Annotated in this window: 16 protein-coding genes; 4 read left to right on the top strand and 12 right to left on the bottom strand. The window is 66.2% G+C overall.

The features are described 5' to 3' along the window. Positions 1–25: 25 nt before the first annotated feature. From KF715_21340 to KF715_21315, 6 genes are all read right to left on the bottom strand, one after another. Positions 26–2,305, bottom strand: coding sequence for a beta-galactosidase (locus tag KF715_21340; protein MBX3739246.1), 2,280 nt, complete (start codon positions 2,303–2,305; stop codon positions 26–28). Between the two features lie 32 nt (positions 2,306–2,337). Continuing rightward, positions 2,338–3,606, bottom strand: a complete 1,269-nt coding sequence (locus KF715_21335) for a family 43 glycosylhydrolase (GenBank protein ID MBX3739245.1) — start codon at positions 3,604–3,606, stop codon at positions 2,338–2,340. Between the two features lie 818 nt (positions 3,607–4,424). Beyond that, complete coding sequence (locus KF715_21330; GenBank protein MBX3739244.1) at positions 4,425–6,797, bottom strand: glycosyl hydrolase 115 family protein; 2,373 nt, start codon at positions 6,795–6,797, stop codon at positions 4,425–4,427. Between the two features lie 4 nt (positions 6,798–6,801). Then, positions 6,802–8,349, bottom strand: coding sequence for an alpha-N-arabinofuranosidase (locus KF715_21325; GenBank protein MBX3739243.1), 1,548 nt, complete (start codon positions 8,347–8,349; stop codon positions 6,802–6,804). Between the two features lie 99 nt (positions 8,350–8,448). After that, positions 8,449–10,341 carry a heparinase II/III family protein gene (locus KF715_21320; GenBank protein MBX3739242.1) on the bottom strand — a complete coding sequence of 631 codons (1,893 nt, stop codon included), beginning with the start codon at positions 10,339–10,341 and terminating at the stop codon, positions 8,449–8,451. Beyond that, positions 10,338–12,812, bottom strand: a complete 2,475-nt coding sequence (locus tag KF715_21315; protein ID MBX3739241.1) for a glycoside hydrolase family 3 C-terminal domain-containing protein — start codon at positions 12,810–12,812, stop codon at positions 10,338–10,340. Before KF715_21315 ends, KF715_21320 begins: the two co-directional genes overlap by 4 nt. A gap of 205 nt (positions 12,813–13,017) precedes the next feature. Here KF715_21315 and KF715_21310 point away from each other — a divergent pair, with 205 nt between their 5' ends. The 3 genes from KF715_21310 (at position 13,018) to gnpA (ending at position 20,289) form a co-directional block, all read left to right on the top strand. Further along, a complete protein-coding gene (locus tag KF715_21310; protein MBX3739240.1) occupies positions 13,018–15,789 on the top strand; it encodes a hypothetical protein in 2,772 nt (923 codons plus the stop codon). A 76-nt stretch (positions 15,790–15,865) separates the two neighbouring features. Beyond that, positions 15,866–17,959: a beta-galactosidase gene (locus KF715_21305; protein ID MBX3739239.1), complete on the top strand. Its 2,094-nt coding sequence runs from the start codon at positions 15,866–15,868 to the stop codon at positions 17,957–17,959. Positions 17,960–18,084: 125 nt separating this feature from the next. Then, on the top strand, positions 18,085–20,289 hold the full coding sequence (gnpA, locus tag KF715_21300; protein MBX3739238.1) for a 1,3-beta-galactosyl-N-acetylhexosamine phosphorylase: 2,205 nt from the start codon (positions 18,085–18,087) through the stop codon (positions 20,287–20,289). A 139-nt stretch (positions 20,290–20,428) separates the two neighbouring features. Here gnpA and KF715_21295 read toward each other — a convergent pair whose 3' ends face one another. The 3 genes from KF715_21295 to KF715_21285 form a co-directional block, all read right to left on the bottom strand. Beyond that, positions 20,429–21,901, bottom strand: a complete 1,473-nt coding sequence (locus KF715_21295; GenBank protein ID MBX3739237.1) for an IS66 family transposase — start codon at positions 21,899–21,901, stop codon at positions 20,429–20,431. A gap of 60 nt (positions 21,902–21,961) precedes the next feature. Beyond that, on the bottom strand, positions 21,962–22,690 hold the full coding sequence (tnpB, locus tag KF715_21290; GenBank protein MBX3739236.1) for an IS66 family insertion sequence element accessory protein TnpB: 729 nt from the start codon (positions 22,688–22,690) through the stop codon (positions 21,962–21,964). Between the two features lie 576 nt (positions 22,691–23,266). Beyond that, positions 23,267–23,707, bottom strand: a complete 441-nt coding sequence (locus KF715_21285) for a hypothetical protein (GenBank protein ID MBX3739235.1) — start codon at positions 23,705–23,707, stop codon at positions 23,267–23,269. A gap of 49 nt (positions 23,708–23,756) precedes the next feature. Between KF715_21285 and KF715_21280 the strand changes: the two genes are divergently transcribed. Beyond that, the gene (locus KF715_21280) at positions 23,757–23,954 is read left to right on the top strand and encodes a hypothetical protein (GenBank protein MBX3739234.1); all 198 of its coding nucleotides are present in this window, start codon (positions 23,757–23,759) and stop codon (positions 23,952–23,954) included. Positions 23,955–24,167: 213 nt separating this feature from the next. Here KF715_21280 and KF715_21275 read toward each other — a convergent pair whose 3' ends face one another. The 3 genes from KF715_21275 to KF715_21265 form a co-directional block, all read right to left on the bottom strand. After that, positions 24,168–24,485 carry a hypothetical protein gene (locus tag KF715_21275; GenBank protein MBX3739233.1) on the bottom strand — a complete coding sequence of 106 codons (318 nt, stop codon included), beginning with the start codon at positions 24,483–24,485 and terminating at the stop codon, positions 24,168–24,170. A 70-nt stretch (positions 24,486–24,555) separates the two neighbouring features. After that, positions 24,556–25,044, bottom strand: a complete 489-nt coding sequence (locus tag KF715_21270) for a DUF2314 domain-containing protein (protein ID MBX3739232.1) — start codon at positions 25,042–25,044, stop codon at positions 24,556–24,558. Positions 25,045–25,067: 23 nt separating this feature from the next. Next, positions 25,068–25,591, bottom strand: a 524-nt coding sequence (locus KF715_21265; protein ID MBX3739231.1) for a DUF695 domain-containing protein, incomplete at its 5' end; no start/stop codon positions are given.

Here is a 25,591-nt window from a genome sequence, read left to right as displayed (position 1 = left end):
CATCCGAGCGGCGACCGCCTCTCAGCTATTTCTGCTCGCCGCCGGTCGTGATTAGCTCGGCCGCGAGCAACTCGGCCACCGCATCGCGGTCGCCGAAATCGGGGAGAGCGGCCGACGACGAAAAGTAGATTTTGGGCGCGGGACCGCTGACACTTTCGCGGGCGAGCGGAAGAATCGCCACGGTGACCTCGCCGCCGCGCAGCGCCGCGGGATGACGCCACAGCCCGATTTCGAGGGGCGCGCCGTTATAGTAGTCGTCGTTCACGAATTCGCCGTCGACAAACACGCGCGCCACGTCGCCGGTGTAGTGGAGCCGCAACCGCGGACGCGTCTCGGTCCGCAGACCAGTCGGCAATTTGATGCGCCAGACTGCGGCGGCGGCGAAATCGGCGTCGGTCGGCATGGCGGCGACCGGCTTGGGCGCGCGGCCGAGCGGAACCGCTCGGGCCGCACCGGCGGCATGCACGAGCTCTGTGTCCAGCGGCGTCGCCGTTTCGCGCGGTGGCGGGGCGAAGCGCACGGACCCGTCGCGTGGATCGCGTTCGAAGGCGAGCGAGTCGGCTTCGTCCATCACCACGAGACGCACGGTGGAGTTGAGAATCATCGCGGCTTCGCGTCCGGGCGTGAGATCGAGCACGCGCGTGGAGCCGTCGCCGGGAAGCTCGATGCGGCCGCGGTGGGCGACGACGCGCGTGCCGCGGAACACGAACTCGGTCGGCACGCCCGGCGTGGCGGCGAAATACCAGGTTTCCTCCGCGCCGTTACGGACGACGGCGAGCGGCTGGGCGGTGGCCCAGGCGAGTGTGCCGGCGCCGTCGAGGTCGAGATTCAAGGGCCAGATGAAGTGGGCGGACGCGGGAATCGTGACGGGCGCGGTGGGTAGCGTAAGCGCGCCGGTCGCGGGGAAGTTGATCGTGAACTGCACGCCGGGCTTCGGCGGCAAGGTGCGACCGCGCTCGTGATTGTTGACGAAGAGAAAGCCGCGCGCGTCGTCGGCGCGAACGGACCAGCGCAGCGTGGCGAGGTCATCCTTCCCGGTTGGGCGCGCGTCGGGCAGCGACGTGTCGAGCGGGGCGAGGCGCGTGCCGAAGTCGTGGAGGAACGAATGCAGGCGGCGGAGCTCGGCGTAGTGCGGTCGGACTTGGCCGTATTGGCCGAGCGGAGCCTGGAAGTCGTAGTTTTTCACCGGCATGTCGTTCCAGTTGGTGATGGCCGTGTCCTGCGCTTCCATGAGTGGCGTGCGACCGACGGGATTGGTGCCGCCGTGATACATGTAGTAACCCGGCGAAACGGAGCCCGAACCGAGCTTCACCAAGGTCAGCGCGGTGATGTCGCGCGGGTCGACGAGGATGCGGCGGTGATAGCTGCTCATCATGCCGCCGCCGATCTCGCAGGTGAGATACGGATAGAGCGCCACGTCGGGGGCGTCCTGCACGTCGCGCCGGCCGAGCGCTTCGTTGGCGATGTTCGCGTCGGTGCGCAGCGCGGAAAAATGAAAGCCGGACCAATAGCGGCCGGGCATCGCGGCCGTTTCGCGGTCCCAGAAACCCTCCGCGTAGACGCCGTAGAGCGGGACGATTTCGCCAAACGGCATCGGCGTCGCGAGCTGCGGCCAACCGGTGCGCGTGTAGAGCGGGACGTCGAAGCCGACCGCGCGCGCGATCTGTTTCAACGTCAGGAGGTGCTGTGCGGGGCCGCCGTATTCGTTTTCCAGCTGCACGCCGATGACCGGCCCGCCGTCCTTCCAGAGGAGGTCGCGGCATTGCGCGGCGGTTTGCGCGTAGAGCGCTCGCGCGGCGGCGAGATAGGCGGGCGCATCGGAGCGGAAGCCGCCCCGAGCGACAATCCAGTCAGGCAGGCCGCCGTTGCGGACTTCGCCGTGGCACCACGGGCCGAGGCGGACGATGACTCTCAGGTGCTCGGCGGCGGCGGCGGCGATGAACGCACGGAGGTTGCGGTCGCCGGACCAGTTCCAGGTGCCTTCGACTTCCTCGTGGTGAATCCAGAAAACGTAGGTCGCGACGATGTCCACGCCGCCGGCTTTCATCTTCGCCAACTCCGCGCGCCACTCGGCGGCCGGATAGCGGCTGAAGTGAAACTCGCCCATCACCGGCGTCCAGCGGCGTCCGTTGAGCAGCAGGCTGCGGCGGTCGAGTGTGAGCGTATCGCCGTTCGGCGCGGTGGCGGCGCCCATATGGAACTCGGGCGCCGCCAGCATCGCGGGCGCAGCGACCGTGAGCGTGAGCGGCGTGGCGGAGGCGACTCCGGCGAGAAGCAGCGAGAGCGTGATGAGGCGGATTTTCACCGGCGGATGAGATTGGCGAACAGGCGAAGGGCTCAGTGTGTTTCGGGCGCGGGCGACCCGAAGTCGGGCATGCCGTTTGGGCGCCAGTCGATTCGCTGGACGCGCGTGTGGCGGTTCGGATCCTTGAGCGGATCGCCCACGATGCCGCGGTAACTGCGCGCGTGGAAGACGATCAGATCGCCGCCGTCGGGCGCGGTGGTGAAGGAGTTGTGTCCGGGACCGTAGATGCGATTCGCTTCGCTCGTCGTGAAGACGGGTGTCGGCGACTTGCTCCAGGATTTCGGGTCGAGCAGGTCGGCATTCTCGTCGGCGCTGAGCAGGCCGAGGCAATATTCCGCGCCCGTGCCGGCTGCGGAGTAGGTGATGAATACGCGGCCGTGCCGCACGAGGACGGCGGGACCTTCATTGACCCAATAGCGGACTTGTTCCCAGGGAAACTCGGGTCGCGAGAGCAGCACCGCGGGACCGGCGAGCTTCGTCGGCGATGCCATCGGTGCGAGGTAGAGGTTGGTGTTGCCCTTGATCGCGGGGTCCTTCTGCGCCCAGACGAGATACTGGCGACCGCGGTGCGCGAACGTCGTCGCGTCGAGCGCGAAGGATTCCCAACCGGTGTCGATCTGGCCGCGCTCGATCCATTCGCCGTCGAGCGGATCGGCGGAGGAGTTTTCGAGGGCGTAGATGCGGATGTCCCAGACTCTCTCCGCCGCGCCGGCGGCGAAGTAGATGAACCACCGGCCGTCGATGAAATGGAGTTCGGGCGCCCAGATGTGCGCGCCCATCGGACCGGTCGCGTGCTGGCACCAGATCGTCTTCGGCTCGGCGGTGGCGAGCGCCTCGATCGTGCGCGCGCGGCGCAGTTCCAGCCGGTCGTATTCGGGCACCGTGCCCATGAAGTAATACCAGCCGTCGGTGTGGCGGAAGATGTGCGGGTCGGCGCGCTGGGCGATGAGCGGATTCGGCCAGGTCGCGGACGCGGGTTCGCCCAGGTCGACGAACGTCGGGGCGTCACGATCGCAGGAGAGCACGCCGTCCTTCTCGCGCAGTTCGACGACCTGAATCGAACTGCGGCGCAGCTCGAGCGAGTCCTTGTCCTCGGGCTTGATCGTGCCGGCGCGTCCCGGATGCGTGAAATAGAACAGGAATGCACGGTCGCCGTTCACGACGACGCAGGGGTGTCCGCCGTTCACACCGTCATCGACGCCGCGGCCGGGTTGCGCGAGCAGGTTGTCGGGCTGCGCCGTCCAATGTTCGAAATCTTCCGAGCGATACACGCCCAGCCCGCGCCACAGATCGACGAGCATCCAATGTCGCCCGCGCCATGTGAAAACGAACGGCCCTTCGCCCGGCCGCTCGCCGACGCCGGCGCACTTGCCGCGGTCGGTCCATATCGCGAGGTCGGGGCTGTCGGCGTAGTAGATGGATTTGCGATCGTGTTCGTTGTTATACCAGAGCCGCCACGTGCCGTCGGGCAGGCGGTGCACGCCGGCGTCGATCACGCGGTCGGAGCTGAGCGCGAGTGTGGAGCGATAGGTCCAGTGCCGCAGGTCGGGGCTCGTGAGATGGACGATACGGCGCGGGTGCTTCCAGTCCTCGAACACCCCCGGCACCACGGTGAGAAACAGGTGGTGCAGGTCCCCCGTCCGGTGTTCCGGTCGCGCCGGCCTCGGTGATTTGTAACCTAATAGGTTACAATCTCCGGCGGCCTCACTGTGCAGCGAGGGTGCTTTGTAACCTATTAGGTTACAATTCGCTTGGGCGGCGGTGACGATTTCGGGGGCCCAGAGGGTGGCGGTTTCGGGTGGGCCGGCGACTTCGGTGGGCAGGTCGATGTCGGCGATGCCGATGTAGTTCCAGGTCGTGCCGCCGTCGCGCGACTCGGCGATGCCGATGCGCGTGCCGTGCACCCACGCGACGCCGGAGAGGCCGGGGACGTTGGCGCGGCGATTGGTGTAGAACATCCACCACGCGCGGGCGTGCGGATTCCAGACGACGACGGGATCGGCGGCGCCGTCGAAAACCGGATCGCGGAAGAGCGGGTGGGGCGTGGCTTCTTTTTCCGCGCGGGCGAAAAGCGAGGGCACCAGTGCCAGTAGATTGAGCGCGAGAAGCAGAAAGCGTTTCATGGCCGAGCGGGAGAAAGAACGATGCGGTCGAGCACGATGCCATCGTCAATGCCTCGGACCGTCAGGACGTGCGGGCCCGGTTTCGGGAGTTGAACGCGCGTGGAGAGCGGGCGGTAGCCGTTGAGCACGCCCTGCGCCCATTCCGCGCCGCCGTCGCGCACGGGCAGCGCGAGGGTTTGCGGAGGCGCATCGTCGACCGAGAACGCGAGGCGCAGCGTGTCCCCGCGGAGCGGATGTGTCGGGAGGAACTCGAATGTGAGGTCGAAGGCGCCGGCGGGAGCATCGAGGTCGTAGGTGAAATGACGGCCGGCCGTGACAGCCAATGCCCCGCCCGAGCGACCGAGCCCGAAGATGATGCCTGAGCGATCCTGCACCTCGGCGGCGAGAAACACGGGAAGCGAGATCTGCTCTGCGTCTTCGTCAACCGCGGCTTTGGGCGCACTCAACGGCTGCCAGCGCGCGATGCGCATGGATTTCCACTCGGTGTCGGCCGGTTCGAGGCGCATGAAGCCGCGCCACTTGCCACCGGCGATATCCTCGTTGTAGCGCCGCGTCAGGCGCGTGAGCTTGGCATCCGCCTCGAAGGCCGCGTCGGGCCGACCTTGCTCACCGAGGATGTAGCGGCGGTTGGCCAGCGCGGCGCCTTTCACCGGGTAGCCGATCAACTCGAAAAAAGCGTCCTGCTTGGCCGCGGGCAGTTTGCCGGCCAGATCGTCGACGTCGGTTCGCAAGTCGTCGAATCTGGAGCGGCGCTCATTCAAGTCGCTCTGCGTCCAGTCGCTCGGTCGCGGGCTTTGCCCGGGCAGCCACCATTGCAGGTGCTCGGGTTTGCGGGCGAAATTCAGCGTGTAGTAGCGGTCGAGGATCGCGGCGATCCGGTCGGCTTGCTCAGCGCCGAACTCGCGCGCGGCGAATTCGCGGAGGAATCGGGGCTGCGCATCGGTGCCCCACTGCTTCACGTCCCACGCGAGTCGCAGGAAGAACTCGGTGCCGATCTCGGCCGGTTTCAGGTCGCCGACGTTGACGATCCAGACGCGGTCGGCGCCGTGCGCGTAGGATTTGGTCATCTCCTCCCAGACGAGCGCCGGCGGCGTAGTGCAGAGCCAGAGATACGAGAGCGGGCGGCCGAGGTAGGAGAGGTGGTAGTAGACGCCGAAGCCGCCGGCGCGCTGGCGCTCCTCGGGCGACGCGAAGCTGCGCACGTAGCCGAAATTGTCGTCGGGCCAGACGATCGTGACGTCATCGGGCACGCGCAGGCCGCGGCGGTAGAGGTCGAGGACTTCCTTGTAGGCGCAGAAAATCTGCGGTGCGTGCGCGGAGTCGGATGTGACGTGCTGTGCCAGCATCGTGCGCTGATCGGCGAAGACTTGCTCGAACACGGCGATGCGCTCGGCATCGGTCTTCGCGCCTTGGATCGCGCTGTCGTGGATGCCGCGCATGCCGAGCGTCCAGAGGTTTTCGAAACGACCGTTGGCGCGGACGCGCTCCTCCCAATAAGCGCGCACGCCGTCGCGGTTGGTCACGTAGTTGTAGTCGGCGGCGCGTTCGTGCGGCCACTCGCCGACATTGTTCCGCAGCATCGGCTCGGCGTGCGAGGAGCCCATGACGATGGCGTAGTCGTCGGCGAGCGCGGCGTTGCGCGGGTCGGCGTTGAACGGCCGGGTGCACGCGTGCATCGCGGGCCAGAGCGTGTTGGCCTTCAGGCGGAGCAGGAGCTCGAACACGCGGGCGTAGGTCTTCGGGCCGATGCCACCGTTCCCCGGCTCGAAGGTCTTCGCCGCCCACGGCTGCATGCCCCAATCCTCGTCGTTGAGAAAAATGCCGCGATAACGCACCGACGGTGGACCGAAGCGTCGCGTGCCTTCGGCGATGGAAAGGTCGCCCTTCTTTTCCGGCGTTGCGTCCGCCCACCAATGCCAGGGCGAGACGCCGATTTGCTGGGAAAGCTCGTAGACGCCGAAGGCGGTGCCACGGCGGTCGCTGCCGACGATCACGAGCGTCGGTGCGGGCACGGTCGGCGGTGCGAGCGTAGCGATGAGGAACGATTCCCACGCGCCGCGCAACGAGCCGACGTCGAGCGCACCGGTCGCCACGAGCGTGTCGATGGCGGGCGATTGACCGAGCGTGCCGACGAACACGCGCGGCCCGGCACCAGTCGCGCTGGACTCGATCGTCGGCTCGATGCCGGTGATCGTCGCGACGTCGCGGACCAGGTCGCCGGCCGCGAGTTGGACGACCTTGGCGTCGGTCGGGGAAACCACGAGCGACGCCGCGCGCCCGTGTTCAACGAGTGGAAAATCCGCCGCCGAACTGAGCGCGGTCCAGCCGAGCGCGCACAGGAGGGCGACGGCGTGGCGGATTCGGCGCATCGACTCAGAGTTCGAGCACGACGACGGATTTCGCGGGCAGCGCGACGACGAGCTTGCCGCCTTCGAGTTTCGCGCCGGTGAAGGGGGCGGGTTTCACGACGGCGGGCGCGTCGAACGTGTTATGCGCATCCATCGCGTCGGCGGTGAGGATGCGGCCGGTGACGCTCTTCGCCGCGACGCCCGCAAGAGCGCAGGTGACGGTGACGGCGCTCTGCGGATCGCAGTTCACGAGCGAGAGATGGACCTTGCCGGCGGCGTCGCGCGAGGCGGAGGCACTGACGGCGGGGATCTTTTCCGCGCCGAAAACGTAATCGGGCGACACGAGGTCGACGCGCAGCGAGGTGGCGTCCTGGTGGACCTTGAACATCTCGAACGCGTGGTAGGTCGGCGTGAGGATCATCTTCGCGCCGTCGGTGAGGATGACGGCTTGGAGCACGTTCACCATTTGCGCGATGTTGGCCATCGTCACGCGGTCGGCGTGACGGTGGAAGATGTGGAAGTTCAGCGCGGCGACGAGCGCGTCGCGCAGAGAGTTTTGCTGGACGAGGAAGCCGTCCTTGCTGCCGGGTGTCTTGTCATACCACGTGCCCCATTCGTCGACGACGAGCGCGACTTTCTTCTCGGGGTCGTATTTGTCCATGATCGCAGTGTGCTTCGTGACAAATTCGTCCATGCGCAGCGTGTTGCGGAGGGTGGAGAACCATTCGGCTTCGGGGAAATCCGTGGCGGAGCCCTTTTTTTTCCAGTCGCCCGTCGGCAGCGTGTAATGATGCAGGGCGAGGCCGTTCATGTTCTTCGCCGCTTTCTGCATGAGCACTTCGGTCCAGTTGTAATTGGAACCATCGGGGCCGCAGGCGACGCGGTAGAGACGCGTGTCGGTGTAGTTTTTGACGAAGGTGTTATAGCGGCGGAAATTGTCGGCGTAGAACTCCGGCGTCATGCTGCCGCCGCAGCCCCAGCTCTCGTTGCCGATGGCGAGATACTTCACCTTCCACGGTTCCGCGCGGCCGTGCGCGCGGCGGAGATTGGCCATGGGCGAACTGGCGGGCGAGGTCATGTATTCGACCCACTCCATCGCCTCCTGCACGGTGCCGCTGCCGACGTTGAGGCAGACGTAGGGCTCGATGCCGAGCATCTCGCAAAGGTCGAGAAACTCGTGCGTGCCGAAATGGTTGTTCTCCACCACGCCGCCCCAATGCGAGTTATACATCGACGGGCGCGACTCGCGCGGGCCGATGCCGTCCTTCCAGTGATACTCGTCGGCGAAACAGCCGCCCGGCCAGCGCAGCACCGGGACCTTCAGCTCGCGCAGCGCGGCGAGGACGTCGTTGCGGTAACCTTTAGTGTTCGGGATCGGCGAATCGGGTCCGACCCAGATGCCTTCGTAGATGCAGTGGCCGAGATGCTCAGCGAAATGGCCGTAGATGTTCCGGTTGATTGCCGGGCCAGGCTCATCGCCGCGAAGGACAAGCGTGGCTTCGGACGCGCGCGCCGAGGTAAACGCGGTCGCCAATGCGAGCGCCGCGCACGCAAACAGGGGTCGGGGTGTCATGGGCGGCAGCGTCGGCCGAAAACACAGCGGGCACAACCGCGCCGGAGCTTGACCGTTCGACGCTGGGCGCGCCGCGGGCGCAGCAGAGGGCCCGTGCGCTCACCAGTCCGCGAGCGGACGGACAGCCGGCGAATTCCCGGCGGGCGGGCCCGGCGAAAACTGCACGGTGACCGAAGCGTCGGGCGAGCCGAGCGGCGTGAATGTGAGGTGGACGAGCGTCACGCCGGGATTGCGGGCATTGAAACCGTCGGCGGGTGGCTGGGCGGGTTCGGCGGCGAATTTCGCGCCAGCCGGTGCGTCGAGCAGGCGCAGCGTGAGCGCGCGGCCGTTTTGCCGCAGCACCGCCGTGTCGCCGCGCAATTCGACTTGGGCGCGGGTGACGATTTGCCAGCGGACGGACTTGGCGGGAGCGAGTCCGGAGATTTCGTCGCGCACGATGAAACCGCGGTCGGCTTGCAGCGCGAAACCGCGCCGCGCACGTTGCGCCTGCCCGGCGAAGACCGGGCTGAGATCGAGCACAGCGACCCGACGCGCGCCGTCCGAGACGAAGCGCTCGATGGTCGCGCGGCCGGCGACCCGATGCGGTGCGCCGCCGAGCGTGAGCGTGTTGTGGCTGACGTTGGCGAGGCGGTAGACGCTCCAGCGCGGCGAGTTTTGCGCGCGGTTCCAGAGGTCGATCTTCTTCGACTCGAGCGACTCGTAATCCTGCATGCCGAGGTCGATGGCCCAGCGCACGCTGTCGACCTCGTAGATGAATGAGCCCGCATCCATGTGTGCGTGGTTGAGCGCGGCGGAGCCGCCCTTGGCCGCGAGGTAGGCGGCTCCCGGCGCGGTCCACGATTCGCGGAAAACGACCACCGGATTCGGACCGTCCCCGGACCAGTCGAGCGGCAGGTGCGGTGCGGCGATGGGAAGCGCCGGCCACCAGAGCGCGGCGAGGGGAGCAAAACGATTGCCGCGCGCGGCGGCGGCGAGGCCCTGCTTACCGGCCAACCGTTGCATTTCGAAGTGTAGCAGGCCTGTGTCGCCGGTGCGGCGCGCGAACCAGAACACCGCGGGCTCGAAGTCCAGCCGTTCGCCGCCGTCGGAGAAGTTGAAGGAATGTCCGCTGGGTCCCGTGAGCTGCAGGTAGTCGGCTGCGCTGGCCAGAAAACCCGGACTCGCGTTCAATCCCCAGTCGGTGCCGAGCGCGGATTCGAGCGCGGCGAGCATCAACACCTGATAACTCGTGCCGTAAGCCCAGTAGGACGGCCCCTCGGGATAAACGCCGTCAGGCCCATAAGGCTTGAGGCCGTGCACGATGCCGGCGCGAGCGAGATCGAGTAGGCGTCGTGCCTCGTCCGGCGCCTCGTCGGCGACAGCGAGCGCGCCGAGCGTGAGGCCGCCGAAGCAAACCTGGTTCCAGTTGTTCTCGGCCCGCTGCCACGAATTGCGGCGGTCCCGCGGATCGAGTCCGGGCCGCAGCCCTTTCTCGACGATCGCGCGGCGGATCTCATCGCGCGCCGCAGGCGCCAGACGCGCGTGCAACCAATCGTAGCCGAGGGCGAGTGCGGCGGTGGCTTCGCCCACGTCGAGGAAATGCTCCGGGTTCCAGTCAGGGAAGCGCGCCGCCGCCAGCATCTCGCTTTCGGCGCGGCGCACGAAGGCGTCTTCTCCGGTCACGCGTGCGGCGTAGCTGAAGAGCAGCACGCGGTGCAACAGCTCGCGCGAGACGTGCAGCAGCCGGCGTCCGATCATCACGCGCTGCACGGTGGGCAACGCGGCGCGGGCGCGCGCCTCCGCGATGAGCGCGTCGTTGAAGTCCGCGAGCGCCGGTTCGACGGCGATACGCGCCCTGAGCGTTTGCCAGGCGTCCTCGCGCGCGAGCAGGCGCGGGTGCGCGGGCAAGGGCGCAGGCGCAGCCGTGTCGTTTGTTGCGGTGCTGGCCGCCGGCGCGGGCACGAAGCCGGCGAGGCACGCGAGACTCAGCAGCAGGCGGCGCGCGAGGCTCATGGTTGCAGGGGCAACGCGGGATCCTTCAGCGGCACTTCCTCCGGCGCGGAACCGTCGGGAGCCGTAACGGTGAACTGGCCGCGCAGGCGGACGTCTTCCGACGACGAACCGACCATGACGGTGAAGCGGCCGGGCTCGACGACCCATTCGTAGCGCGCGTTGAGCAACTGCAGGTGCCGGCGCTCGAGCGTGAAGCGCACGGGCTTCGTTTCGCCGGGCGCGAGCGACACGCGGGCGAAGCCGCGCAGCGCCTTGTCCCACGTCGTGACCGAGCTGTAGTCGTCGCGCAGATAAAGCTGCACGATCTCGTCACCGGCGCGCGCACCGGAGTTGGTGACGTCGCACGTGACGGTCACGGTGTCGTCGGTGCCGAGTCGCTCCGGTGTCACGCGGAGATTGGCGTAGCGGAACGTCGTGTAGCTCAGGCCGTGGCCGAAGGGAAACAGCGCGCCGGCGACTTGGCCGTCGTCGCGGGCCTGCGCGCCGGGTCGGGCGGGGAAGTTGAACGGCACCTGGCCCGCGCTGCGCGGGAAGGTGATCGGCAGATGGCCGCTCGGGTTCACGTCGCCGAGCAAGACATCGGCGAGCGCGGCACCGGCTTCCTCGCCGGGGAACCATAGCTCGACGATCGCGGGCACGTGCTTCGCGGCCCAGTTGACGCTGAGCGGACGGCCGTTGCTGAGGACGAGCACGACGGGCTTGCCGGTGGCGTGGAGCGCGCGGAGGAGCTCCTCTTGGTAACCTGGCAAGTCGAGGCTGACACGGCTCGCCGATTCGCGACTGATGTCGTCGGTCTCGCCGAGCACCGCGACGATCACGTCGACGTCTGCGGCCGCGGCGACCGCCTCCGCGATGCCGGCGCGCACGTCGGCCGGGGCGGGTTCCTTGAACAGATCGCTCTCGGGAAACGCCGCGTCCTTGGTCGCGACGCCCTTCACGTAACGCACCTCGACGCTCGCGCCGAGCTTGGCGCGCAGGCCGGCGAGCGGCGTGACGAAGTCGAGTTGCTGCGGCGCGTAGCGCGACCACCAGCCGTGCGGATCGTCGGCGAGCGGCCCGGCGACGAGGACCTTTTTCAATTTCTTCGCGTCGAGCGGCAGCGCGGCGCCGTCGTTTTTGAGCAATACGATCGATTGGCGGGCGGCGAGGTGGGCGGCGGCGAGGTGGGCGGGCGCGCGCACGGTCTGCTGTGCGACGGCCGGGTCGCGATACGGCGCGTCGAAGAGCCCGAGGCGGAACTTCACGCGCAGGATTTCGCGCACGCGCTCGTCGACGACGGACATCGCGAGTTTGCCGGCGCGAATCTGCTCGCGCAGCGGCGTCACGAACACCTGCGGCGGCGTGAAGGTCGTGCGCACGTTCAGGCCGGCCTCGACGGCCTGCCGCACGGCGTCGCCGTAGGTGGCGGCGGTGCGGTGTTTGGTGTGGATGAACTCTACGGCGTCGCTGTCGGAGACGACGTAGCCCTTGAAGCCCCACTCGGTGCGCAGGATGTCGGTAAGGAATTTTTTCGATGCCTCGACCGGCACGCCTTCGTAGTCGTTGTAGGAAGCCATCACGCCCATCGCGCCGCCCTCGCGCACGGCGCGGCGGAACGGCTCCAGATAAATCTCCTGCACGTCGCGCCAGGTCGCGGCCGGATCGGTGCGCACATGGCCGTCGCGTCCGCCCTTCGGGATGGAGTAGACGGCGAAGTGCTTCAGGGTCGACGCGACACACGCCTCCTGGATGCCGCGGACCTGTTCGACGCCGAGCGTCGAGACCAGGAACGGCTCCTCGCCGTAGGTCTCGGTCGTGCGGCCCCAGCGTGGGTCGCGTGCGAGGTCGAGGATGGGCGAGTAGATGTTGCTGTAGCCGAGCGCGTGCGCCTCGCGGCCGGTGATGCGGCCGATCTCGCGCACGAGTTCCGGGTTGAACGCCGCGGCGACGCCGAGTTGCGAGGGAAAGCTCGTCGCCTTGGCGTGCAGCAGGCCGCGGATGCCCTCGTTGGTGAAGTCGACCGGCACGCCGAGGCGGGTTTGCTCGATGAACCAGCGTTGAATCTCATTCAGCTGCCGCGTGTGGTTGCCCCAGGGGAGATCGTATTTCGGATTCGCGAGATCGCTTTTCCAACCGAGGTTGCCGTTCGACTGCTCGTCGATGTTGCCGATGCCATCCTTCCACAGTTCCTGCGCCCAGGCTGGCGTCGGCAACTCGTCCTTCAATACGCGCGGGTAACCGTAGAGCGTGACCATCTGTGCGGTTTTCTCCTCGAGCGTCATGCGCGCGAGCAGATCGGCGACGCGCGTCTCGAGCGGCGCGGCGCCGTCCTCGTAGGGGTCTTTCACGCCGTTTTTGTTCAGGTCGATCCAGCCGTCGTGATAGATCGCCGCCGACGGGCGCGGATCGATGAATTGATCGGGAGTCGGCGCGGCGAAAGCGCCGACGGCCAGCGCGAGTGCGGCGAGGTGGAACCAGCAGCGGGAAATCATGGGGAAAGCAGGGCAAGCGAAGAGCGGAGCGACCGCGATGGCAACGGCGGCGGAATCCCTCTCATGAGGGGGGCGGGCAAGACAAATTCAACCGGCTCGCCGGCGCAGGGCGACGCGACGCGTGCCGGACAGTCCTGCAAAACTCCCGGCGGTTTCGCCTTTCGCGCGCCAGCGGGGCGGGGCATGGTGCGACCGGCTCCCTCACATGTCCTCGCTCCCGCTGCACGGTGACTGGCAACTCGCGCTTGATCGCGCCGACACCGGCGTGGGCGCGCGCTGGTTTGCCGGTCCTCTCGCGAGCGACACGGTCGTCCAGCTGCCGGGTGCGCTTGCGGCGCAAGGATACGGCGATGCGGCCGAGCCCGACTCGCCGTGGACGGGCACGATTTTCGACCGCAGCTATTTCACGGCATCGGAGTATGCGGCATTCCGCCCGCCCGCGCCGGTGCGCCTGCCGTTCTGGCTGACGCCGGAGCGCGTCTACGTCGGCACGGCGTGGTATCAGCGCGAAATCGACATCCCGGTCGAGTGGGTCGGGCAGCGCATCATGCTCTCGCTGGAGCGCCCACACTGGCAGACGCGCGCCTGGCTCGGCGAACGCGAGCTCGGCACGCGCGACAGCCTCGCCACGCCGCACGACTACGAGGTCGGGGTCTTCGCCGCTGCCGGCCGTCACCGGCTCACGCTGCGGATCGACAACCGGATGATCGTCGACGTGGGTGAAAACGCGCACAGCGTCAGCGACCACACGCAGGGCAACTGGAACGGCGTCGTCGGCACCATCGAGCTGCGCGCGAGCGCCGCGGCATGGATCGACGACTTGCAGGTTTATCCGGATGTCGCCGCGCGCAGCGTGCGTGTGAGCGGGCGAGTGGCTGTGGCGGCGGCTTCGCCGTTACCGGCGACCGTTCTGCTGGACTGCGGTGCCGCCGCCGCGACCGCGCCCGTGGCGGATGATGGCGGATTCGCGGCCACGCTCGCGCTCGGCCCCGACGCGCCGCTCTGGGGCGAGTTCACGCCTGCCCTGCACACGCTCACGGCGCGGCTGCCGAACGGCGAGGCGCGCGCGGTGCGCTTCGGGTTGCGCGAGATTCGGCGCGAAGGACGCCAGCTGTTGCTCAACGGTCGACCGCTTTTCTTACGTGGGGCGTTGGACTGCGCGCAATTTCCACTCACAGGGTATCCGTCGACTGACGTTGCTGAGTGGCGCCGCATCCTCGGCGCGATCCGTGAGCACGGGCTGAATCACGTGCGGTTCCACTCGTGGTGTCCGCCCGAGGCCGCGTTTGTGGCGGGCGATGAACTCGGAATGTATTTCCAAATCGAGGCTGGCACCTGGCCGAATGCGGTCGCCGTGCTCGCCGCCAACTCGCCGCGCGGCATCGGCGACGGCGCGTCCGTCGATGCGTGGACGCTCGCGGAGGGCGAGCGCATTCTCCGGGTCTACGGCAACCATCCGTGCTTCGTGCTGTTCGCCGCGGGCAACGAGCCGGGCGGGCCGCAGCATCGCGAGTATCTCGCGCGCTGGGTCGAGGCGATGCGCGCGCTCGACTCGCGGCGGCTCTACACTGGGACGGCGGGCTGGCCGGAGCTGGCGGAAAACGATTTTCACGTGCTGCCCGAGCCGCGCGCGCACCAGTGGGGCGACGGACTCGCGAGTCGCCTTAACGCCACGCCGCCCGCGACGACCGCGGATTACCGCGCGAGCGTGGAGCGCCGCGATGCGCCGGTCATCAGTCACGAGATTGGGCAATGGTGCGCGTTTCCCGATCCGGCGGCGGCGGATTACAACGGTCCACTGCGGCCGGGCAGTCTCGAAATCCTTGCGGTGCGTCTGCACGAGCGCGGATTATCGGAGCGCGCAGCGGAGTTTGCACGTGCTTCGGGGCGATTGCAGCTCGCGTGCTACAAGGAGGAGATCGAGGCGCAGCTGCGCACGCCCGGGCTCGCGGGTTTTCAGTTGCTCGGCCTGCAGGATTTCACGGGTCAGGGGCACGCGCCGGTCGGCGTGCTCGATCCGTTCTGGCGGACGAAGGGCTATGCGAGTGCGGTGGAGTTCCGGCGCTTTTGCGCGCCGACGGTGCTGCTGGCGCGGTTGCCATGCCGGGTGTTCACCGCGGGCGATACGCTCGAAGCCGATCTCGAAGTCGCGCACTTCGGCGCGAGCTCGCTGACCAGTGCCGTCGCGCGCTGGCGCATGGAAGATGCGGCGGGCCGCGTGATCGCGCAGGGTGAATTTGTGTCGTGCGCCGTGCCGCTCGGCGCGCCTTTCGCGCTCGGAAAAATCCGCGCGCCGCTCGGCGAGGCGCTGCGCGCGCAGCGGTTGCGGCTCGTGGCCGGTCTCGCTGGCACGGCGATCGAGAACGACTGGAACGTGTGGGTCTATCCAGCCACCGAACCCGCGCCGGTGCCGCCCGGCGTGCTTGTGACGCGCACGCTCGACGCGCACGCCGAAGAGATGTTGCGCGGCGGCGGACGCGTCGTGCTGTCCGGCGGCCGCGGTCGCGCGCGCGGCGATGTGCGCGGTCGCGTCGAGTTGGGTTTCACGCCGATCTTCTGGAACACGTGGTGCACGCGGCGGCAGGCGCCGCACACGCTCGGATTGGTGTGCGACCCGCGGCACGCGGCGCTGGCGGAGTTTCCGACCGAGGCGCACAGCGATTGGCAATGGTGGCATCTGTTGCGGCGGGCCGACGCGTTGATCGTGGATGCGCTGCCGCGCGAACTGCGGCCGCTAGTCGAAGTGATCGACGATTGGTATACGTGTCGACGGCTGGCGCTGGCATTCGAGGCGCGCGTGGGCGCGGGCCGCTTGCTGGTGAGCAGCGTCGATTTGACGGCAGACTTGGCCAGCGACCCAGTGGCGCGACAGTGGCGCGCGAGCTTGCTGGCGTATGCGGCGAGTGAGGCGTTCGCGCCGACGGTGGAGGTCACAGCGGAGGCGGTTCGGGCGCTCTTCCTGGCCGCGGCAGAATAGGGCGCCGGACTATCCGAATGCGACTGGCTTTGCCGGCGGTCGGTGGTGCTATTGGCTCATTCGCTCACCCCTCCCCATGAAAATCCGCCTTCGTCTCGTTGTTACCATTGCCGCGGTCGTGACTGGTTTGCTGCCGCTGGGTTTGCGCGCGGCAGTCGGGCAGGGGACGAAACTCTACCACGGCGCCGCGTATTATCCGGAGTTGTGGCCCGAGGCGGAAGTGCCGCGCGACATCGCCGAGATGAAGAAACTCGGCATCAACGTCGTGCGCGTCGGCGAATTCGCCTGGGCGCGCATGGAGCCGGACGAGGGCAAGGTGGATTTCAGTTTTTTCCAGCGCGTGTTCGACCAACTGCACGCGGCGGGCATCGATGTCGTGCTCTGCACTCCCACGGCGACGCCGCCGGTCTGGCTGAGCCACGGCCACCCGGAGCGCGCGTTCGTCGACGGCGAGGGCCGCGTGATGATCCACGGCGCGCGGCAGCACATGTCGTATGAAAACCCCGAGGTCCGCGCGGCGTGTCTGCGCATCGTTGCGGCCGAGGCGGCGGCGCTCGGGCGGCACCCGGCCGTCATCGCGTGGCAAATCGACAACGAGCTGAAGTGCCACGTCGGCGAGGATTTCAACCCGTCCGCCATCGCGAACTGGCAGCGCTGGCTGGAAAAACGTTACGGCACCATCGACGCGCTCAACGCCGCGTGGGGCACGGAGATTTGGAGCCAGCGTTATCAGCGCTTCGATCAGGTGCCCGCGCCGCTGCGCACGCCATTCCTCCACAACGCCTCGCTCAGCACGGCTTACCGGATGTTCAATCGTGAGCGCACGGCGGATTTCGTCGCCGAGCAATGCGCGGAAATCCGCAAACATTCCGCCGCCCCGATTACGCACAACACGATGCGCTGGTTCAGTGTCGGGCTCGAGAGCCTGCACGCGCCGTTGGATTTCGCGGCGTTCGATGATTATCCGTCGAGCAAGGACTGGCGGAATCTCATCGTGCACTACGATCTCTTTCGCGCGGCGAAACCCGGCAGGGCGTTCTGGGTGATGGAAACCAGCGCCACGCACAATGGCTGGCTGAGCAACCACGAGCCGGCGCACCCGCCGGGCTTCCTCGTGGCGGAGGCGGTCGCCGACTACGCGCTCGGCGGGGAGGCGTTCTGCTACTGGCTCTGGCGCCAGCAACGCACCGGGTGCGAACTCCCGCACAGCGCGCTGCTCAGCGCCTGGGGCAAGCCCACGCTCGGCTACGCGCAGGTGGAGCGCGTCGAGGCCGCGCGCCGGCAACTCGAGCCGCTCATCGCGGCGAGCCAGCCGCTGCCGGTCGAGGCCGCGGTGACGTGGTCCGATCTCGCTCGCGCCATGTGGCAGACCGAGCCGCTCGGTTCGAGTCGCGCGCACACGGTCGATTATCAGAAGGCGATCGGCGAATGGCACTCACTGCTGCTCGATGCGGGCGTGCCGCGCGACATCCGCTTCGAGGGCGCCTCGCTCGACGGCTTGAAACTGCTCGTCACCCCGATGGTGCCGCACCTCAGCGCCGAGTTGCTGGCCAAAGCGGAGAAGTTCGTCCGCGACGGCGGCGTGTGGATTTGCGGCCCGCTCTCCGGCGGACGCACCGCCGAGCACACCGTGCCGACCGACGCCGCGCTCGGCGCGCTCGAAAAGCTCGCGGGGGTGGAGGTCGTGTATTCGTTTCCCGTGAACGGCATCGATGCCAAGGCCGAGAGCGAAGGCGTAACCGCGTCACTTGCCGGTTGGTGCAACGCCCTTCGTCCCGCCGCGCCGGAGACGAAGATCCTCGGCACGCTGCTCACCGATCGCGTGGAGCCGGGTCTCGCGTTCGCCACGGAACGTCCCCTCGGCAAGGGCGCGATCATCGTGCTCGCGGCGCAGCCGCAGGGCGACGCCGGCCAGGCGCTGCTCGCGCGCCTCGTCGCGCACGCCGCGGCGCGCGCGGACGTCCGCCAGCGCTACACGGCCACGCCTGGCACGATTGTGTGTCCGCGCCGCACGACGGACGGGCACACGCTGTGGATCGCCGTGAACATGGATGGCGCGGGCGGCGAAGTGCAGTTGCCCGCCGCCGCGACCGACGCCGTCAGCGGCGCCGCGCTCGCCGCCGGCGCGCTGAAGCTCGGCCGCTACGAGTGGCGCGCGGTGCGGTTCTGAGCCGAGCACTCGATCCTTCTTAACCACGAATGAACACGAATGGACACGAATGCCCTCACTGGCGCTCGCCGTATTGGTGTCCATTTGTGTTCATTCGTGGTTTCTCCTTCTGAAATCTCTCCTCGATGACCAATCCTCCCGATCTCTCCCACGGTGATTTCACGCTGCCCGGCGAAGCCGGTTACGAGCAGCTCACGCTGCGCCTCGCCAAGAAATGGGGCGCCGACACCATCCGCGACTCCGACGGCACGCAGCTCTCGCCCGAGATCGTGCAATCCGGCTACGCGATCTACTCGACCGTCTGCCTCGTGCGCTCGGTGCAGCCCTGGGCGCGCGTGCATCGCGACAAGCTCCAGCAGAATTTCCTCATGAGCTTCCCCGTCGTCGCCGCGAAGGCGCGCACGACGATCACGCTGCTGGCGGGTTACTACACCGAGCAGTTCGTGGTGAACTTCGGCGACAGCCCGAAGCGCTGGTGGCAGGTCTTCGACCGCACGACCGGCAAGGAAGTCGCGAAGACCAAGTGGTCTTTCAACGCGAAGAAAGGCACCGTCACCATCGAGGGCACCATGCCCGGCCACCAATACACGGTGAACTTCCTCGCCTTCCGCACTTGGGAGGAGATCTCGATGTATAATCACCTCACGAACAACTGGGGTGACCGCGAGCATCTCGCCGCCGTCGATCCGATGCAGCCCGAGACGCAGCAGGTGTTGCTCGAGTTTCTCGAGAAATGGCTGCGCGACCACGCGGACACCAAGGTCGTGCGCTTCACGTCGATGTTCTACAACTTCTCGTGGTTCTGGGGCGCGGATCACGCGAAGCTCCGGGACATCTATTCCGATTGGGGCGACTACGCCATGACCGTCAGCCCGCGCGCGCTCACGCTCTTCGAGAAGAAATTCGGCTACCGGCTCACGTCGGAGGATTTCGTCAACGGCGGCCTCTACAACTCGACGCACAACGCCCCGTCGCGCCGCTACCGCGACTACATGGATTTCGTGCACGACTTCGTGATCGAGTTTGGCCGCAAGTGCATCGATCTCGTGCACCGCTACGAGAAACTCGCCTACGTGTTCTACGACGACCACTGGGTTGGCGTGGAGCCGAGCAGCCCGCGTTTCAAGGAGTTCGGCTTCGACGGCCTGATCAAGTGCGTGTTCAACGCGTTCGAGGTGCGCCTCTGTGCGCACTCCACCGGCGCGAAGACCCGCGAGCTCCGTCTGCACCCGTATCTGTTCCCCACGGGCTTGAAGGGCGAACCGACCTTCAAGGCCGGCGGCAACCCCACGCTCGACGCGAAGAATTTCTGGATCGATGCGCGCCGCGGTCTCGTGCGCGCGCCCATCGATCGCATCGGCCTCGGCGGCTACCTCTCGCTCGTCGAGCCGTTCCCGGATTTTCAGGACTACATCGAGGGACTCGCGCGCGAGTTCCGCCTCCTGAAATCCTTCCACGCCGGCGGCCGCCCGTGGGTCGCACCGTTCAAGGTCGCCGTGCTCACCGCGTGGGGCGACCTGCGCGCGTGGACCTGCTCGGGGCACTTCACGCCGGGCGTCGCGCTCTACGACGTGCTCGAATCCCTCGCCGGCCTCGCGCTCGACGCGCAGTTCATCAGCTTCGACGACTTGGTGAAAAACGGCGTGCCGCGCGGCGTGAAAGCCGTGATCAACTGCGGCCGCGCCGGCTCGGCATGGAGCGGCGGGCATTATTGGGACGACCCGCGCGTCGAGACGATCCTCACGGAGTTCGCGCAAAAGGGCGGCGGCGTCATCGGCATCGGCGAGCCGTCGGCGCGCCCGCGTCCCGGCCAGTGCTTCAAGCTCGCGCGCGTCTTCGGCCTCGACCGCGACACCGGCGACCGCGTCGCCAACGGCAAGTTCAAGTTCGCTCCGCCCGCCGCGCCAGTCGCTGCGCACTTCATCACGGCGGACATCACCACGCCGCTCGACCTCGGCAAGGACGTGGACGGCATCTACGTCTTCAACGGCGACACGACCGTGCTCGCCGAGCGCGACGGCACGCCGCGTCTCGCCACGCACGCCTTCGGGCGCGGCCGCGCGGTTTACCTGAGCGGGTTCAAGTTCAACTTTGAGAACACGCGACTGCTGCACCGCGCGCTCTACTGGGCCGCGTCGCAGGACGCCGCGTGGAGCGTCTGGCACGCGGACAACGTGAAGACCGAGGCCAGCTACTTCCCGGCGGTGAAGAAGCTCGTCGTGATCAACAACGCCGGTGAACCGCAGTCGACGACCGTGGCCCTCGCCAACGCGCGCGCCACGCGCACCCTGAAGCTCGCAGCCCACGGCATCGCCATCGTGGACGTGTGATCGGACGGTGCGGTCAGCGACGCGAGCGTATGCGTCCGACGGGCGTCCTCATTGACGACTCGTAGTAGCCACTAATCTGACAGAGACTCTGTTGAGGATGATGACTACTGCCTACGAGTCGTTCTCGTAGTAGCCACCATTACGAGGCAGACCAACGAGCGGGAGTGAGAGCTGCGATATCGTCTTGGTTGGTCATCTGCGGCAGGCGCGTGAGCACGTCGCGGAGGTAAGCGAGCGGATCCTTTCCGTGGCGCTGACAGGAGACGACGATCGAGTAGATGATGGCGGAGCGCTGACCGGCGTCGGGATGGCCGATGAAGAGCCAGTTCTTCTTTCCGATGGCCGAGGGGCGGATGGCGTTTTCGACGAGGTTATTGTCGAGGCGACTCTCGCTGTGGCGCAGATGCGCGGTGAGCGGTTCCCAGTTATCGAGCAGATACGTGCAGGCCTTGCCGATGAGCGAGCGCGGCAGATGGCGCGTGCGCAGGCCGATCGCGAGTCGCCGCAGCCAACGCAGGGGTCGAGCAAAGTGCTCCTGGCGCAGCGCGGCCCGCGCCGTGCCGACATTCGCAGCGTCCCATTCGCGTTCACGCAGGTAAAGTTCGCCGATCAAGCGTAGCATCAAGTTCACCGCCTTCGGCGATTCCGGCAACGCCTCGACCCAGTAACGCCGCGCGTGCGCCCAGCAACCCAGCCACACGACGCCTTCGCGCTCGCGAGCAAACGACGGATACGCAGCATACGCATCGGACTGAAGCAGTCCGCGGTAGTCGCCGAGCAGGGACGTGAGTTCGCCGTGTCGGCGCGACAGCCGCCAATCGAAGACGACATCACCGCCGGGGCGGCTGATCACCCACAGCCAACCTTGAGTTGTCCCTCCGCGTTTTTCATCCGGGTCGTTGCATCGCACCGGGGTCTCGTCGGCCTGGACGTAACCACCGCCGAGCAACTCGGTTTGCATCCGCCGATAAATCGGCTCCAGCCACTGCGCGGTGATCGCGATCCAATCGGCCATCGTCTGTCGCGAGATCGACGCGCCCCAGCGCGCCGACATCTGCTCCAAGCGATACAGCGGTGCGTGATCGACGTATTTGCTGAGCGCGATCCAGGCGAGCAGCCCCGCCGACGCGTAGCCGCCCTGCACGGGACGCGCGGGAGCGGGCGCGATCACCGGGGGCTGCTCGCGGTCGTCGCGGCGCTTAAACTTCGGCCGCACGATCTCACGTTTGAAGAGCTGCGGCGGCACCACATCGACCTCGAAGGTCCGCTCCTCGCCAATGCGCTCGTATCGCTCGGGCTCCGCGCGCACCGGCTCCGGCACGATCTCGATCGTCTCCTTCACCGGCAACTTCGCGAAGGTTTCCGCGGCGAGCGGGCGCTTTTCCCGCGGCGCACTCGCGCGCTCATAGGTGATCGTCTGCGTCGGCGCCTCCGCCGCGGCCGTGAGCTTTTCCAGCTCGGCCAACTTCAACAGCAGCTGCGCCCGATCGAGCTTCTCGCTCTTGCCCGCACCGAAGAGCTGCTTCTTCAACCACTCGATCTGCGCCCGCAACACCGCGTTCTCCTCGCGCAGGAACTGGATTTCTTCGGGGTTGATCGCGGCCGCACTCACGTCGGCGCGATAAGAGCAGAGCGCGCACCAAAAGTTCCGCGCGCGGTATATTATTTTCGCTCAGCGCTCATACCACGCCTTGAGCGAACCCTGCTTCAACTCCACACCACCGACCAGCAACGCCAGCGCCTCCGGTGCCAGCGAGAGTTTCTGGCGCGCTTCACTCGGCGTCGGCCACGAGAAGCGTCCTTTCTCCAGTCGCTTCGCCAACACCCACACGCCGGTGCCGTCCCAATAGAGCATCTTCAGTCGAGTGCGCGACTGGTTGATGAAGCAGAAGACCGCGCCACTGCGCGGATCCTCGCCGAGTTGCTCCGCGACTGCGCTCCACAGACCGTTAAACTGCTTGCGCATGTCCACCGGCTGCACCGCCACGTAGATCCGCACCGCCGCAGGGAAGGCGAGCATCGCGTCAGCTCCGCAACGCCCGCACCAGCACGGCGAGCTTCTGCACATCGTCGCCGCGCACGACCACGCCGTCGGATAAGCGCACTTCGAGGCTGGCGGCGCCGGCGCTGCTGGTGCCGGCAACTGCACCTGCGCAAACTGCATCGCGCCCTCGCGGGGTGACGACATTGCCGACACGCGCAGCTCTCCCTTCGCGGCCTTCTGCACCCAGTGCGCAAACGTCGAGTAGCGCAGCCCCTCGCGCTTCGCGAACGCCATCTGGTTCAAGCCGCTCTCGCGATACGCCCGCACGTAGTCGGCGCGCTGCGCCACCGACATCCGACGCCGCCCGCGCGAATCGCGATCTCCCGCATCTATCACCTCCGCCACAATCGTTCCCATCCCGCCACTTTACCGCGCTCAATCATCCACGCCTAGGAGGACGCCGACCGGACGCTTACACGCGAGCTCGCGCATCGCTGAATTATCCCGCCCCAAAGGGCGTCGGCTACACGCGTTCCGTCATCGCTCTTGGCGAGGCTCGCGCACGGAGCGCGGCAGCACGGAGCGAAGGGCGAGCCGGTCTGGAGGCCCGCCATTGCGAGCAATGTTCACTTCGCCCGCGTTATCTCGGGTGCTTCGTTGAGCTCCTTCTTCAAAGCGAGCCACACAGCTGTAACAGTCGAGAGCGTGACAGCCGCCCACATGGAAATGGGACGGAAGAAAGACAGGGGACCATACATCTCTCCATAAACTTTCCTTCCGTCTTCCGCTGCCCTTTGAAGGCACTCACTCCACAGCGCATCAAGATACAGGAACACACACCAAGCGCCCACGGTTGCGGCTGCGAGGGCAACTCTGAGAAGTCTAGTCATCGTGTGTTCTTCGCCGAACGTTAGAGGTGAGCCGCGCGCGGGCGAGCGTGCGGTGAACTCTTTCGAGCAACTGGTGATGGTGAGCGGAGGAGGCACATACGAATTACGGCCCCGTCTCGCGCGTTGGCTCTGACGTCTGGTTCGGCGCTTTTTTTCGACCAGCTTCGAACTCGTCTTCGTGGCAATAAAAGAGACACCACTCTTCTGAATCCGGCATGACGACGACATCATCACGACTCGGCGCAAACATGTCCTGCCAATGGTCAAGAAAGGCGATGCGCGAGATTCGACAAACATCGTGGCTACCGAAGCACAGAAAAAACTCTTCGTCGCGCGCGTAGCTCGCAAGCTTCGCGCGGGTCGCACTGGCTCCGATCTTCTCAACATCCCAGCGCTCACGAATGTCCCAAACGCTTTCGTTCAACCCATAACGCCCGCGTGACGTTGTCGCGTTCGCGCGGGCAAACGTGCGCTGCGCTTTGTCCTCGGGCAGCCACGACAGCGAAGTCGAGAAACGAGCTAGTTCTTGCTTACGCCAGGACATCTTTGCCGAACGTCACCAGTCAGCCATGCGGGCCGGAAGAGGACAAACTATGAACTCAGAAAACATGATAGAAAAAGGACGGAGCGCCCGCATTGGCTGTGATGGCTTGTTGGGCTCTTCTTTTCTTCCGCTTACACTCATGGGTGTGGCTTTGCTTCTGCTCGGGGCTGCGATGCTGAAACATCACTACCATCTTTATGAGCGGATGGGGCGCGCGGAAAAAGCCATCCAGCGACTCCAACGATAACACCAAGAACGCCAATGATCACACCAATCCAGAACCGATGCGGCTTTTCTTTCTCAGGAATGGGTGGCGTCACGCCTAGCTCAGTAACCTTCACGGGATTTGGGTCAGGTCGCTTCATGCGCTTCATGATTCTTATGCCCAACGATTGAACTCAGACACGATCGGGAGCGGAGCTCCCGGTCGTTGTCTGTGGTGGCTGGATCGGCTCTTCCGTCATGCGGGAAACAGCTCTCTTGCGATTCGCCACGTGGCGGCAATCGCACCGGCGAATCCCAAAAGCGGCGCTATCGTAGCGACCGCTAGATGACCCACAACACCCCACTTCTTCTTCGTGGCGGCAAAGATCATCCAAATCAAAGACACCGGAATCGTCAGCAGCAGCGCAGCCGACGCAGCGTAGGGGAGATAGGTGAATAGCCAGAATGCAGGACCGTCGCGGAGGGGAAAAAGCAATCCAACCAATCCGACGATCACCAATGCAGCGGCGATGATGGACAGGACCGTCGCGTATTTTTTAGATGGTGAGCTCATCTTTCTTCTGCCGATCGTCTACGATGAGCCACGGCCGGGCGCCAGCCCGGACGTTGGCTCGGGCACCTGGTTAGGCTTCTTCTTCATAAACGCGGACACCGATATGCTTATCGTAATCGGAGCGCTTATCTTCGGGCAACAAAGCACGGCTCACCCGGAGGGTATATCCTCCGAACAATCGGCCGTCTTCGGTCAGCATCATCCAATCGAAAATATCTTCCGGATCGAAACCCAGCCTATCTCCGACTTTGTGCCACTTCTGAAACTCACTCGGGACCTCAAAGAACGTGCCTGAAAAGATCTTCTCTTCGGCGTGATAGCGGACTCCCGTGAGCCACAGGAAGAGAAACCGATCCTCTCCCAACCGCTCCGACTCATCGGGGTCGCGAAACCGAAGCTTCGCACTGCGGAAGCCTGCAACATCGCTGCGCGTATGCTCGATGAAGCGAGGGATGGTCGCTGCCGCCTTAGCGTGCGCAGACCGCATATCCGGGTTCTTGCGCGAGACCGCCATAAAGGTCGGCTCTTCTTTTCCGGCGGTGGAAGCTGACTCGCTCATTGGTCTTTGCCGAACGTTAAAGGTCAGACACGAAGGGGCGAAGCCCCGGAGTTGTCTGTGCCGCTTGGTTGGGCCTCTTCTTTGCCGGCTGTAAGATGCCACTCAGCGAGCTTCCATTCAGGGTCTGGGTCGATGCGATAGTCGAATTCTCGAGGATGTGACTTCGCGGCGATAATCTCCTTCAAAAAGGCATCGACCGGCTCCGGATCATAGACCCGCCAAATCAACTCTCGAGTGGAGTTCCAAGTGATCCGCGCAAGAAACAGTGCATTCGGCTTCTTCTCTTCGCCCTTGATGCGCTCATCCAGCATGTCACCGAACGGATCTACAACATCGCGTTCCGCCTGCGATGGCATGCCGTTCTCAACGATGTCGGACAGCTGGATCATGATCGAGAAGTGCCACTGAAACACCTTCTTCGGTTCGAGCTTCTTCAGCCCACGATTGACCATCGCCACGCCGGGCATGTCGTCCTGACGGAAATCAACGAGAACCCAGTTTTCTTCAGGAAAGATGACGCGCACTTCGCTCATGGTCTTTTGCCCAA

It is taken from the genome of Candidatus Didemnitutus sp. (assembly GCA_019634575.1).
Lineage (GTDB): Bacteria > Verrucomicrobiota > Verrucomicrobiia > Opitutales > Opitutaceae > Didemnitutus.
Note: the sequence above shows the minus strand (reverse complement) of the source record. Positions and strands in the feature narration are given on the sequence as shown.